Consider the following 12,316-nt stretch of genomic DNA (forward strand, 5'->3'; position numbering starts at 1 on the left):
GAACATACTGTTTATGTTGTTTTTTAAGTTGAGTGAAATGAATTTTAAGTAGTATGAACTCGAAAGAACTGAGTTATACAGCTTTTGTTGGATAGATAAAAATTACTGAAGAGGAGAACAGCATGATTAGTATGTCACTAAGATCATTTAAAATCCAATCGTATTATATACTAGGTATTTTGTTACTAGGTTGGATGTTAACACCGTTTTCAGCACACTTTTTAGGCGCTGGAATTGGGCTTATTGTAAGTATGTATTGCGTTTGGCTTTTAGGGAGAAGAATTGAGAAGCTTGGAGATAGTATTGTAAAGAAGACGAAAGCACCGACACTCGGTATGTTTAACCGTTTTGCAGCTGCCATTTTGGGTGCTATTATTATGTACGAAATTGAGCACCACATGGTTATGTGGGCATTTGCAGTAGGGATTATGGGTGGTTATTTCTTAATTGTTGTTAATTTAGGATACTATAGCATGAAAGATGAGAAAGAATTAACGAAGAGCTAAAAAAGATAAAAAGATAAAAAACCTCTTTTGGATGGAATAGAGGATCCAGCGAGGGATAGAAGCGGTCAGAGCCTCTTTTAGCCCCATGCGATGTGAAACCAGAGAGATGTAATGAGTAGGGATATAATTTATATGTTCGAAACCGTGATTTGTCCCTGTGGAAATAGGTTTACTCTGGGATAAGTGATTCAGTGATGGATAGTACAACAGGAAGCGAAACTTTGCCTGAAATGCAGGTTTCTGCTACTAATAAGTTAACATGAAATCACGTATTAGTAGGACTTTTATGTTCTTTAAAAAATTTGGATATAATACAACAAATTATTCCGGTAATTAGAATAATATATTTTATCGTTTCACTTGTATGCTCAAATAAATTAACGTTAAGCATTACAAGTCCCCAAAATATTTGGAACGCTCCGTAAATGAATAAAATTTTTCCTGCACGAGAAAAATTTTTCATAGGCTTCACCCTTTCCTGTATATGTAAATTGTATCATAAAAAACTAAAAACGAATGATTATAAAATGAATTTTCTGTAATTTATCGAACTAAGTCACAGATGAAGAGATTAACGTTTCACTTTATATAAGATATAAAAAGAAGCTTACGTAAAAACATAAGCTTCTTTTTTATGTAAGTGTGTGTAACCGTTAAGCCGCATTGGGTTTTGTCGGTGAGTACGCGAAACTTTACGGTTACACGACACTTATTCATATGAGTAAAGGGTTATTCCAACAGAAAGTGTTAATTTAAGCGATTGGGCCGCCTAAGTTAATAATATCTTCAGAAACGCTTTCGAACTTTTTGAAGTTCTCTTTGAATTCATTTGCAAGCTCGATTGCTTTTGCTTTGTAAGCAGCTTTATCAGCCCAAGTTTGTTCAGGCATTAACACTTCGTCAGGTACACCTGGTACGTGAAGTGGAACTTCAAGACCGAAGATGTCATGTTTAGCTGTTTCAGTTTTTGCAAGTTCACCGCTTAATGCTGCTTGAATCATTGCACGAGTATAACCTAAGTTCATACGTTTACCAACGCCGTATTCGCCGCCAGTCCAGCCAGTGTTTACTAGGAATACTTTCGCATCGTGTTTCTCGATTTTTTCACCAAGCATTTCAGCGTAGCGAGATGCATCAAGTGGTAAGAATGGTGAACCGAAGCAAGTTGAGAATGTAGCTTGCGGAGATGTAACGCCGCGCTCTGTTCCTGCTAGTTTACTAGTGTAACCACTTAAGAAATGATACATAGCTTGCTCTTTTGATAACTTACTGATTGGAGGCAATACGCCAGATGCATCAGCAGTTAAGAAAATAATAGTATTTGGGTGTCCAGCAACACTTGGCAGTACGATATTGTCGATCGCATGCATAGGGTATGCAGCACGAGTATTTTCTGTTAAAGTAGTATCGTTGTAGTCTGCGATACGCGTTTGGTTATTAATGATAACGTTTTCTAAAACGGATCCGAATTTGATTGCATCGAAAATTTGTGGTTCTTTCTCGTGAGAAAGGTTTACACATTTTGCATAGCAACCGCCTTCAATATTGAATACACCGTTATCAGACCAACCGTGCTCATCATCACCGATTAATTTACGGTTTGGATCAGCAGATAAAGTTGTTTTACCTGTTCCAGATAAACCGAAGAATAGTGCTACGTCACCTTCTTCACCTACGTTTGCAGAGCAATGCATAGAAAGAATATCTTGTTCAGGTAGTAAGAAGTTCATAATAGAGAAGATTGATTTTTTCATTTCTCCAGCGTATTCTGTACCACCAATTAGTACAATACGTTTTTCGAATGAAACCATAATGAATGCTTCAGAGTTTGTACCGTCAACAGCTGGATCAGCTTTGAAATTCGGTGCAGAAACAATTGTGAACCCTGACTCATGAGTTGTTAATTCTTCTTCAGTTGGACGAATGAATAATTGATGTACAAATAAATTGTGCCATGCATATTCATTAATAACTTGAATTGGTAGGCGGTAATTGCGGTCAGCGCCTGCAAATCCTTTGAAGACGAATAACTCTTCTTTTTCTTTTAAGTATTCTAAAACTTTAGTATATAATTTATTAAAATGTTCTTCAGAAATCGGTTGGTTCACAGCTCCCCAAGCAATTTTGTCAGCAACCGATGCTTCTTTCACAATAAATTTATCTTTAGGAGAACGTCCTGTATATTTTCCTGTTGAAGTAGAAACGGCACCAGTAGAAGTTAATTTCCCTTCATTTCGCATTAATACTTTTTCCACTAATTGCGGAACACTTAGTTGAATCTGTGCATTGCTTCCGTTCAATAATTCGTGTAAACCAATTTGGACATTCACAGTACTCATATTTATATACCATCCTTTTCATTTAATGAAATATTTCTCGTAATCCCCAACAAGAGTATAACACAATTATATAAATAATGTATACTATTTATTTCTTTTTGTTTGTGTGAATGTATTATTTCCCTATTAATATTTCATTTTAGGCGTATTGAGAAAAACTTTCAGGAAAATGTGAATATTAATTGACAAATGAATATCATTTCTTTAGTATAGGTTGGGACGGATACTCTCTTATCCCGAGCTGGCGGAGGGACAGGCCCGATGAAGCCCAGCAACCTCACTTGTATTGATAAATGCAGGTGAATAGGTGCTAAAACCTGTGCGAGGCTACAGGTCTCGAACGATAAGAGCGAAGGGCAAAAAGCAGTATGCAAGTAGCAAATTAAACCTTTCCTCTATGTAAAGTAGGAAAGGTTTTTCTGTATGCTTGTGTGGGAGAATAAATGTATGTCGCAGTTTGTGGCAAATTAAGGATGAGTTCCGTACAATATATACAATTACTGTAGGGAGGTTTACCACATGACAAAAAAACGTCATCTGTTCACATCTGAGTCTGTAACTGAAGGACATCCAGATAAAATTTGTGACCAAATTTCTGATTCAATTTTAGATGCGATCTTATCAAAAGACGCAAATGCACGTGTAGCTTGTGAAACAACTGTAACAACTGGTTTAGTATTGGTAGCGGGGGAAATTACGACTTCTACTTACGTAGATATTCCGAAAATCGTTCGTGAAACAATTCAAGGCATTGGTTACACACGCGCAAAATACGGATTCGATGCAGAAACTTGTGCTGTTTTAACATCTATCGATGAGCAGTCTGCTGACATCGCTATGGGTGTTGACCAAGCGCTAGAAGCACGCGAAGGTCAAATGACTGACGCTGAGATTGAGGCAATTGGTGCAGGAGACCAAGGTTTAATGTTTGGTTTTGCATGTAATGAAACACAAGAATTAATGCCACTTCCAATCTCGCTTGCTCACAAATTAGCTCGCCGTTTAACTGAAGTACGTAAAGATGATACATTATCATACTTACGTCCAGATGGAAAAACGCAAGTTACAGTTGAGTATGATGAAAATGGTAAACCAGTACGTGTTGATACTATCGTAATTTCTACACAACATCACCCAGATGTTACATGGGAAGAAATCGATCGCGACTTAAAAGAGCACGTAATTAAAGCTGTAGTACCAGCAGAATTAATGGATGGAGAAACGAAATTCTTCATTAATCCAACTGGCCGCTTCGTAATTGGTGGACCACAAGGTGATGCTGGCTTAACAGGACGTAAAATCATCGTTGATACTTACGGTGGATACGCTCGCCACGGTGGCGGTGCATTCTCTGGTAAAGATGCAACAAAAGTTGACCGTTCTGCAGCATATGCAGCTCGTTATGTTGCGAAAAACATCGTAGCAGCTGGTCTTGCTGACAAAGCAGAAGTACAACTTGCATACGCAATCGGTGTAGCACAACCAGTATCAATTTCAGTTGATACATTCGGCACAGGTAAAGTATCTGAAGACGTACTAGTAGAACTAGTTCGTAACAACTTCGATCTTCGCCCAGCTGGTATTATTAAAATGCTAGACTTACGTCGCCCAATTTACAAACAAACAGCAGCTTACGGCCACTTCGGACGTACTGATGTAGATCTTTCATGGGAACGTACAGACAAAGCTGCAGCTTTAAAAGAGCAAGCTGGTCTATAATATATGAAAAAAAGCTTTGCGCGGTGAGCGCAAAGCTTTTTTTATTTCGTTTTACTTACAATTTGAATACATGAACTACAATATACTTCTCCATCTAGCTCAATATACTTTTTCATATTAGTCATGCCACTTGCTGGAAATGGCATATGAATCCAAGCCTTTTCATACGTTTGTATTTCCTTTTTACATGATTTACAAAGGGTGGGTTTCTTCTGGAACATATGTAATCAACCGTTCATTTGACGTGCTTTACCTGCGCAAAAGGCACTGCTTAGTAAAAATAGTGTCGCGAATATAATGCTTACTAATGTAGCGTATGGAATTGCGCCTTTTAAGGAAAAGCCGACAGTGATTGAAGCGATGAATAAGAGGATAAATGTTGTTGTTAATTTTTTATATAGTTCCATAATATGTAGACCTCCAATTTATTTTTTAGTACAAGTTTTAAAATTGAATTCTATTATGTAGAAAATATAAGGAGTAGCTAAAGATGTGTAGTCTAGGAGTATAAGAAAGTGCACTTTCCTTTTTGTGGATTAGTATACTTATATTGTATCATGTCGCATGATTGGCTTCATACATAATTGTGTAAAGATATGTATGATAAAATGAAGAAAAGTCTTTAAGAAAGGAAAGATAAAAAATGAGTGTAACTGAACATAAAAAACAAGCCCCAAAAGAAGTGCGTTGCAAGATTGTTACGATTTCCGATACACGTACGGAGGAAACGGATAAGAGCGGACAACTATTACATGAATTGTTAAAAGAAGCGGGCCATACAGTAACCTCTTATGAAATTGTAAAAGATGATAAAGAAAGTATTCAGCAAGCAGTGTTAGCTGGTTATCATAAGGAAGATGTAGATGTTGTATTAACAAATGGCGGTACTGGTATTACGAAGCGTGATGTAACAATTGAAGCAGTGTCAGCTCTATTAGATAAAGAGATTGTCGGGTTTGGTGAGTTGTTCCGCATGATTAGTTATTTAGAAGATATCGGAAGCAGCGCAATGTTAAGTAGAGCGATTGGGGGTACAATTGGGCGCAAAGTAGTTTTCTCGATGCCAGGATCGAGCGGGGCGGTTCGCCTTGCGATGAATAAATTAATTTTACCGGAATTAGGCCATATTACATTTGAGCTACATCGCCAATGAGTAGGTGGGCTGGAATTGTATTAGCGGGCGGTATGTCGAGTAGATTTGGTGAGCCGAAAGCGTTAGCGAGCTGGCAAGGTAGTACTTTTATTGAGCATATTTTGAAAGAGATGACAAGTGCGCTCCAAGAAGTTGTAGTCATTAGTCATTCTGATATAAAAGAGCGAGTAGAGCAATTCGTACAAGTTCCTGTTATAGAAGATATCCCGCACTATAAAGGGAATGGACCGCTGGCCGGTATTGTATCAGGAATGGAATACATAGAAGCAGATTGGTATGCTATTATGCCTTGCGATGCGCCAAATGTTTCGCATGAATGGTTTACCATTTTACTGGAGCAAACGAGCAATGAATATGATGCAGTTGTACCTATTATTAATGGAAGAAAACAGCCGCTACTTGCAGCGTATCATAACCGCGTGAAAGAAAAGATTTATGCTTTACTTCAGGAAGAGAAAAGAAGTATGGGGCAGCTTTTATCACAATGTAATGTGAAGTATGTTGCTGGAGAAGATGTACAAGCGAATACAGATTGGTTTATAAATGTAAATACAAAAGAAGAATATGTGCAGGCTCAAAAAGACCTTTCAAATGAATGAAAGGTTTTTTGATATACAGAATTGGGGAACAATTGCTGTATAAAGGTATGTGAGTAAGTTGATTTTAAGGGGAATTCTTAAAATCATTATACAGCAAAAACACTGTATAACCATATATTAATTTTTATGGGTTTTTATTACAAGTCTGTTTAGTTATGTTTATTTTTGCTATAATGAATATGGAAATAAATGATATTTCACCTTATGTATCATTCATTCAACTAAAATTTACAAGTGTGTAATAAACTCCCTTCGTTTTTTGAAGGGAGTTTTTCTGTTCAAGCAAGTAACTCTGATGCGGTATGCTGAAGGACTTCTTCATACTGGTTAAGTAAGCCGCGAAAGATCTCATCCCAGCTTTTTGATTTTGCAAAAGATGAAGCTGCTATTCCCATCTGCTCAAGTTTTTCTTCATTTTGCAATAAAGAATAAATGGATGATAGAAATGCATCCTCATTTTTAGGGGGACAAAGAATTCCCGTTTTTCCATCTGTAATAATATTTTTAACCCCGCCACTATTTGCACCAATGACAGGTGTGCCACATGCGAGTGATTCAAGTACGACATTTCCGAATGTTTCAGTAGCTGATGGAAATACCATTATGTTAGAACAAGCATATGCTTCAGCTAAATCTGCACTTTGTAAATAGCCAGTAAAAGTGACATTTGTTTGTGGAACAGCTTCACGCAAATTTGTTGCTAGAGGTCCGTCTCCTGCGATGAGCCAATGAATGTCGTTTCGAGTATGCGATGTTTTAACGATAAGGTTTTGCAACGTATCAATATCTTTTTCAGGAGCAATTCGTCCTACATAGGAAAGAACGTACTTAGCTGTAATATTATATTTTTTTCGGAATAGGTCTGTATTGTAAGCTGGATGAAAGAGTGTGCAATCTACACCACGTCCCCAAATGGAGAGGGCCTGAAAGCCTTTATTTTTTAATTGATGTAATGTTTCAGAGGAGGGAACAAAATTTTTTTGCATATGACTATGAAACCATTTTAAATAGTTCCAAAGCATATTGGAGAGAAATTCAATTTTGTAATAGCGTAAATACGCATCGAAATCAGTATGATAAGAACCGACAACTGGGATGTTTAACTTTTTGGCGTAATACAGTCCACAAAGTCCCATGTTGAAAGGTGTGGCAATGTGAATAATGTCAGGTTTAAAGGAATGAAGTTCCCGTTTAATACGCGGAGTAGGAAAAGAAAAGCGACATTCTGGATATAATATTGTTAACGGGATACTTCTCATCTTGTTCACATTAGCTACGAAATTATCTTCAGCTGTATGCTGAGGGGCGAAAACAGAATAGGCGATCTGTTCTTTCTGAAAGTAACTTGTTAATCGTTCTAACGTTTTCGCAACCCCGTTAACTTGTGGCGTAAAAGTATCGGTAAAAATGGCGACTCTCATCATATCACTCCTTTATGTGAAAAGTGGGATGAATTGATAAAAAGAGATGATGCCAGAGCAAGTGCCAAGGCACATGCCGACGAACACATCTGACGGATAGTGAAGTCCTAAATAAATACGTGAAATACCGACGCATAATGCTAACGGTAATAGGAAAGCAAGTAAGCTTGGATTATAGCAAATAAATGGAATGAAGACAGAGAAAACGGCTGTTGTATGACCAGACGGGAAAGAGTGGTCTTTTAATGGATGGACTGGATATTTCGCATCCTGAATTGTTAAATAAGGACGTTTTCGTGGATACCACCTTTTTAATATTTGTACAGGAATATGGCTAATTGCTAAAGAAATAGCAGTAGCGATTGCTGCTTGGTGTAAAGTCCCTTTTGCAAAAATTAAAAAGAAAAGTGTAAGTGCAATGGAGAAAGTAGCACCACCGATATGGGTAATATTGCTGAAAAAGATGTTTAATGTTTTTTGATCAAAGTAGCGATTAATTCCTTTAAAAATGTAACATTCTATTTTATATAATCCACTGACCTTCATGAAAATTCTCCTCCCTCGTTTACATATATATGGAGATATTAGCTTTTATTTTAATAAGATTTTGTTGAGGGAGTAATAATATTTTGTAAAGAAAAAGTTAGATTTTATATAAAAAAAGCTGCCAATCTTATGGCAGCGGAAATTTACTTCTGTAATGATTTATAATATTGACCTTTTTCAACGTATTGCGTACGAATACGCTCCATATCTTTACGGTCTTCTTCTGTTAATTCACGAATGACTTTCGCGGGACGACCGAAAGCTAACGTGTTTGGTGGAATTTTCTTTCCTTGTGAAACGAGGCTTCCGGCACCGATAAAAGCTCCTTCGCCAATTTCAGCACCATCTAATATAATGGATCCCATTCCAATTAAAGCATCCTTTTTAATATGACAGCTATGTAAAATAACTTGATGCCCAACTGTAACATCATCTTCTAAAATAAGAGGATACTGAGGGCTTTGGTGGAGTGTACATTGGTCTTGTACATTTACTCGGTCTCCAATGATTGTTGCTGACACATCACCACGGATGACTGTATTAAACCAAATACTTGATTCCTCGCCAACGGAAACATCGCCTGTAATCGTAACATAGTCAGCGATAAAAGCACTACTCGCAATTTTCGGATTTTTTTCTTTGTAAGGATATATCATGTAAAGTCTTCCTTTCCTAGAGACTAATTTTAGTGTATCAAATTATGAGAAAGAGTGAAATGGAGGAGGTCCATATGTGGAATTATGAAGCAGAGGAAGCGAAAGCTGTCATTGTTATCGTGCACGGCGCAATGGAATATCACGGACGTTACGAAGCCGTTGCGGAAATGTGGAATCATCTCGGCTACCACGTCGTGATGGGGGACCTTCCGTCACATGGAACGACTTCAAGAAATAGAGGACATATTGATTCGTTTGATGAATACATAGAGGAAGTTAAATTATGGGTGAAAGAAGCAAGAAAGTATAGGTTACCTATTTTTCTATTCGGTCATAGTATGGGTGGTCTTATTGTCATTCGTATGATGCAAGAAACGAAGAGAGAAGATGTAGATGGTATTATTTTGAGTTCGCCTTGTTTAGGGGTAGTGACTGGGCCCTCTGCTCCGCTTCAATTTGCTGCAAAAATATTAAATGTTGTGGCTCCAAAATTGCAATTTGCAACGAATCTTACGGTGGAAATGTCAACAAGGAATCATGAAGTGAGAGATGCAATGGAGAATGATTCATTGTTCTTGCGCAAAGTATCAGTACGTTGGTATAGTGAATTGATTAAGTCTATCGAAATTGCTCATAAAAAAATAGACGATTTTCCAGACGTTCCGCTCTTGCTAATGCAAGCATGTGAGGATAAACTTGTAGATAAAACACGTGTCCGCATGTGGTTTGATAATGTTAAAATAGGTGATAAGGCATATAAAGAATGGCCGAATTGTTATCATGAGTTATTAAATGAGTATGAGCGTGATGAAATTTTGAATTATATTCAGTCATTTACTGAAATGCATGTCAATAATATAGTAAAAACAAACAAATAAATCATTATTTGTACATTTAATAGAGGAGATGAAGGAAGAAGTGAACGTACCGAGTAATCCCATAACGCTCATGGCGAAAGTATACCGTGATGTGTTTCCGGTTGTACACCATGAGCTAGCGATGTGGAAAGAGCGTGCCTACCATATTCCGAATGATGAGCTTCATAGTCAGGCAATCGCAAGTATTGAGCATAAAACGTTTCATTGTGAGGGTGGTGGCATTTTATCGCTGCTAGCAAATGAACACCGAGAGGAATGTATTCGTTTTATCGTAGCGTATCAAACAATCAGTGACTATTTAGATAATTTATGTGATCGCAGTACATCACTTGATCCGAATGATTTTGCCGCTCTACATGAATCAATGTTAATGGCACTATCACCTGAAGTGGAAGGTGGCGGTAATTATTATCGTTATCGTGATGATCAAGATGATGGTGGTTATTTAGATGAACTTGTTGAAACGTGCCAAGATGTTTTAAAGAAAACGAAGCACTATGAAAAAATTGCTCCTGTTCTGCATGAACTTGCTTGTTATTATTGTGATTTGCAAATTCATAAACACGTGAAGTTAGAAGAAAGAGAGCCGCGCCTGAAAACTTGGTTTGAAGCACATAAAGAAAACTTACCTGAGATGAGTTGGTTTGAGTTTTCAGCATGTGCCGGTTCTACACTTGGAATTTTCTGTCTTGTAGCATATGCATTTCATGATGAATTACATGATGAAGATATTGCGAAAATTAGACAAGGGTACTTCCCTTACGTACAAGGACTTCATATCTTACTTGATTATTTCATCGATCAAGAAGAAGACCGTATAGGCGGGGATTTGAATTTCTGTAGTTATTATGAAAACGAGCAAGCTATATTAGATCGTATGAAACACTTTGTAGAAGAAGCAGAGAAGAGCATTGGTGATTTACCTCATGCGAAGTTTCATCGTCTCATAAGCCGAGGATTACTTGGTATTTATTTATCAGATCAAAAAGTATCAGCACAAAAGAATATGCACAAAATGGCACGGCGCATTGTAAAATACGGAGGCCTCACTTCACGATTCTTCTATTGGAACGGGAAGATGTACCGAAAGAAAATGGCGCAGTGATGAAGAAAACCACTCATGTAGAGTGGTTTTCTTTTTATTATGATCGTATTTTTGAAAATACATATATGAGAAGTTCAATCGCAAAAATAACTAAAACAGATAGTCCGAATAAAGGCATGACAGCGCCTAGTATAATCATCATGATAAAGAAAACGAGTACGCTTTTCTTATCTCTTTGCTTTGGAGGTGCTGCTAATTTTCCTTTTGGCTTTCTTGCTAACCACATTTTTACTCCGTAATAAATAAGAAGTAATAGAGATAATGTCGTTAGTAAGCATAATATTTTATTTGGCCATCCGAATAAATGTCCTTCGTGAAGTGGGATGCCGTAAGTGAACCATTGTGCAAGTAATCCATAATCACGATAGTCCGTTTTTGAAATGAGTTCCCCGCTATATTGATCAAAGTAAGCTGTTATCTCTTCACTTGGTGCAACATGCATACCTGTAATACCAGAACCGCTCGATTTCGAAACAGTGAATACACCTTTCGGATCAGCTGGTAGTGAAATAACATATGGCTTCTTTATTTCAATTCCTTTTTGTAATTCATCGACAGAAATTGCTTTCGGTTCATTTGAATTCGATTCAGGAGGAGCTTCTTTTCTTGTTGCCCACGGCAATTCTTTTACCTTTGATTCAGGCGGTGCCATGTACAATTTTGGATATCCGAGTGATTCATTAGAAGATGCAATTTTATAAATTTGGTTCCCCATAAATTCTGACCATGGCAATCCAGATGCGATTAGCAGAAAGAGAGGAATTGTAAATATAATACCGATAATAGAATGACGTCTTTTTGCCTTTTCTCGCTTATTGGATGATGGTGTGTTTTTGAATTGGCGTATACTCATGTACAATCCGGTTACAATTAAAAAGATTGTCCAGCATGCCGCAAGTTCTACAGTATAGTTGACGACAGTGCCACCAACTAAAAGAGAACTATGTAATTCCCGCATGATATTGGCAAACGTTTCACTTGCGTTTTGATCCCCAACAATTTGATTATTACTATCTAAATACACATATTTTTGTTGCCCAGTATACTCATTTGCAATCGTAAGTCTCGCATTATAATCCCCATTAAACTCACTAATTTTCGCCACGCTATAATGTGGATATTTTTTCTCTGTTAAGGAAATAGAATCAGCCATCGAAATAGATTCTGTTTGAGCGCTCTTTCCAAAATATAAATCTTTATAGATGAAATCTTCAACTTCCTCCCGAAATAAATACCCAATTCCGCTCAGTGACAAAGTAATAAGAAGCGGTGTAATAAAAAGCCCTGCATAAAAATGCCAACGCCAAAAAATGTAATGAAGCGAACGATTTACTTTCATACTTTCAGTTCCCCTAACCTTCCCTATATGAATAACTACTTATTTAATATAGCGA

At 37.2% G+C, this 12,316-nt stretch carries 14 protein-coding genes and 1 riboswitch; of the genes, 6 read left to right on the top strand and 8 right to left on the bottom strand.

Annotated features, from left to right (window positions below):
- The first annotated feature begins 122 nt into the window (after window positions 1-122).
- Window positions 123-506 carry an ATP synthase subunit I gene (locus ASE54_RS21505; RefSeq protein WP_000624926.1) on the top strand — a complete coding sequence of 128 codons (384 nt, stop codon included), beginning with the start codon at window positions 123-125 and terminating at the stop codon, window positions 504-506.
- A 265-nt stretch (window positions 507-771) separates the two neighbouring features.
- Here the strand turns inward: ASE54_RS21505 and ASE54_RS21510 are convergent, their stop codons facing one another.
- Both ASE54_RS21510 and pckA read right to left on the bottom strand, forming a co-directional pair.
- On the bottom strand, window positions 772-969 hold the full coding sequence (locus ASE54_RS21510; protein ID WP_000788100.1) for a hypothetical protein: 198 nt from the start codon (window positions 967-969) through the stop codon (window positions 772-774).
- A gap of 289 nt (window positions 970-1,258) precedes the next feature.
- The gene (gene pckA, locus ASE54_RS21515) at window positions 1,259-2,845 is read right to left on the bottom strand and encodes a phosphoenolpyruvate carboxykinase (ATP) (protein WP_000108823.1); all 1,587 of its coding nucleotides are present in this window, start codon (window positions 2,843-2,845) and stop codon (window positions 1,259-1,261) included.
- A 228-nt stretch (window positions 2,846-3,073) separates the two neighbouring features.
- A riboswitch (SAM riboswitch) is annotated at window positions 3,074-3,195 on the top strand.
- Window positions 3,196-3,364: 169 nt separating this feature from the next.
- Here pckA and metK point away from each other — a divergent pair.
- Window positions 3,365-4,564 (top strand): methionine adenosyltransferase, encoded by a 1,200-nt coding sequence (gene metK, locus ASE54_RS21520; protein ID WP_000163117.1) that lies wholly within the window; start codon window positions 3,365-3,367, stop codon window positions 4,562-4,564.
- 41 nt (window positions 4,565-4,605) lie between these two features.
- Here metK and ASE54_RS21525 read toward each other — a convergent pair whose 3' ends face one another.
- The gene (locus tag ASE54_RS21525; RefSeq protein WP_014895354.1) at window positions 4,606-4,785 is read right to left on the bottom strand and encodes a hypothetical protein; all 180 of its coding nucleotides are present in this window, start codon (window positions 4,783-4,785) and stop codon (window positions 4,606-4,608) included.
- Between the two features lie 6 nt (window positions 4,786-4,791).
- Window positions 4,792-4,971 (bottom strand): hypothetical protein, encoded by a 180-nt coding sequence (locus ASE54_RS21530; protein ID WP_000424798.1) that lies wholly within the window; start codon window positions 4,969-4,971, stop codon window positions 4,792-4,794.
- A gap of 236 nt (window positions 4,972-5,207) precedes the next feature.
- On the opposite strand from ASE54_RS21530, the gene ASE54_RS21535 reads away from it, so the two are divergent.
- On the top strand, window positions 5,208-5,717 hold the full coding sequence (locus ASE54_RS21535) for a molybdenum cofactor biosynthesis protein B (RefSeq protein WP_000117130.1): 510 nt from the start codon (window positions 5,208-5,210) through the stop codon (window positions 5,715-5,717).
- Complete coding sequence (locus ASE54_RS21540; protein WP_000092360.1) at window positions 5,714-6,316, top strand: molybdenum cofactor guanylyltransferase; 603 nt, start codon at window positions 5,714-5,716, stop codon at window positions 6,314-6,316. The genes ASE54_RS21535 and ASE54_RS21540 overlap by 4 nt, the downstream gene beginning before the upstream one ends.
- Before the next feature lie 278 nt (window positions 6,317-6,594).
- Here ASE54_RS21540 and ASE54_RS21545 read toward each other — a convergent pair whose 3' ends face one another.
- From ASE54_RS21545 to ASE54_RS21555, 3 genes are all read right to left on the bottom strand, one after another.
- Complete coding sequence (locus tag ASE54_RS21545; protein ID WP_001261652.1) at window positions 6,595-7,737, bottom strand: glycosyltransferase family 1 protein; 1,143 nt, start codon at window positions 7,735-7,737, stop codon at window positions 6,595-6,597.
- Window positions 7,738-7,749: 12 nt separating this feature from the next.
- Complete coding sequence (locus tag ASE54_RS21550) at window positions 7,750-8,283, bottom strand: phosphatase PAP2 family protein (RefSeq protein WP_000868582.1); 534 nt, start codon at window positions 8,281-8,283, stop codon at window positions 7,750-7,752.
- A gap of 143 nt (window positions 8,284-8,426) precedes the next feature.
- Complete coding sequence (locus ASE54_RS21555) at window positions 8,427-8,939, bottom strand: gamma carbonic anhydrase family protein (protein ID WP_000640205.1); 513 nt, start codon at window positions 8,937-8,939, stop codon at window positions 8,427-8,429.
- A 74-nt stretch (window positions 8,940-9,013) separates the two neighbouring features.
- On the opposite strand from ASE54_RS21555, the gene ASE54_RS21560 reads away from it, so the two are divergent.
- Both ASE54_RS21560 and ASE54_RS21565 read left to right on the top strand, forming a co-directional pair.
- The gene (locus tag ASE54_RS21560; RefSeq protein ID WP_000267429.1) at window positions 9,014-9,817 is read left to right on the top strand and encodes an alpha/beta hydrolase; all 804 of its coding nucleotides are present in this window, start codon (window positions 9,014-9,016) and stop codon (window positions 9,815-9,817) included.
- A 40-nt stretch (window positions 9,818-9,857) separates the two neighbouring features.
- A complete protein-coding gene (locus tag ASE54_RS21565) occupies window positions 9,858-10,922 on the top strand; it encodes a tetraprenyl-beta-curcumene synthase family protein (protein ID WP_001102476.1) in 1,065 nt (354 codons plus the stop codon).
- Window positions 10,923-10,959: 37 nt separating this feature from the next.
- On the opposite strand, the gene ASE54_RS21570 is transcribed toward ASE54_RS21565, so the two are convergent.
- Complete coding sequence (locus ASE54_RS21570; protein WP_000867801.1) at window positions 10,960-12,261, bottom strand: PepSY domain-containing protein; 1,302 nt, start codon at window positions 12,259-12,261, stop codon at window positions 10,960-10,962.
- Between the last annotated feature and the right edge of the window lie 55 nt (window positions 12,262-12,316).

Source organism: Bacillus sp. Root131, assembly GCF_001429475.1.
In the GTDB taxonomy this organism is placed as follows: Bacteria; Bacillota; Bacilli; order Bacillales; family Bacillaceae_G; genus Bacillus_A; species Bacillus_A thuringiensis_S.

What these genes read in the sequence shown, in the direction of transcription:
- ASE54_RS21505 (WP_000624926.1), top strand. Translation starts at nt 123, where the DNA reads ATGATTAGTATGTCACTAAGATCATTTAAAATCCAATCGTATTATATA.
- ASE54_RS21510 (WP_000788100.1), bottom strand. Translation starts at nt 969, where the DNA reads ATGAAAAATTTTTCTCGTGCAGGAAAAATTTTATTCATTTACGGAGCG.
- pckA (WP_000108823.1), bottom strand. Translation starts at nt 2,845, where the DNA reads ATGAGTACTGTGAATGTCCAAATTGGTTTACACGAATTATTGAACGGA.
- metK (WP_000163117.1), top strand. Translation starts at nt 3,365, where the DNA reads ATGACAAAAAAACGTCATCTGTTCACATCTGAGTCTGTAACTGAAGGA.
- ASE54_RS21525 (WP_014895354.1), bottom strand. Translation starts at nt 4,785, where the DNA reads ATGTTCCAGAAGAAACCCACCCTTTGTAAATCATGTAAAAAGGAAATA.
- ASE54_RS21530 (WP_000424798.1), bottom strand. Translation starts at nt 4,971, where the DNA reads ATGGAACTATATAAAAAATTAACAACAACATTTATCCTCTTATTCATC.
- ASE54_RS21535 (WP_000117130.1), top strand. Translation starts at nt 5,208, where the DNA reads ATGAGTGTAACTGAACATAAAAAACAAGCCCCAAAAGAAGTGCGTTGC.
- ASE54_RS21540 (WP_000092360.1), top strand. Translation starts at nt 5,714, where the DNA reads ATGAGTAGGTGGGCTGGAATTGTATTAGCGGGCGGTATGTCGAGTAGA.
- ASE54_RS21545 (WP_001261652.1), bottom strand. Translation starts at nt 7,737, where the DNA reads ATGAGAGTCGCCATTTTTACCGATACTTTTACGCCACAAGTTAACGGG.
- ASE54_RS21550 (WP_000868582.1), bottom strand. Translation starts at nt 8,283, where the DNA reads ATGAAGGTCAGTGGATTATATAAAATAGAATGTTACATTTTTAAAGGA.
- ASE54_RS21555 (WP_000640205.1), bottom strand. Translation starts at nt 8,939, where the DNA reads ATGATATATCCTTACAAAGAAAAAAATCCGAAAATTGCGAGTAGTGCT.
- ASE54_RS21560 (WP_000267429.1), top strand. Translation starts at nt 9,014, where the DNA reads ATGTGGAATTATGAAGCAGAGGAAGCGAAAGCTGTCATTGTTATCGTG.
- ASE54_RS21570 (WP_000867801.1), bottom strand. Translation starts at nt 12,261, where the DNA reads ATGAAAGTAAATCGTTCGCTTCATTACATTTTTTGGCGTTGGCATTTT.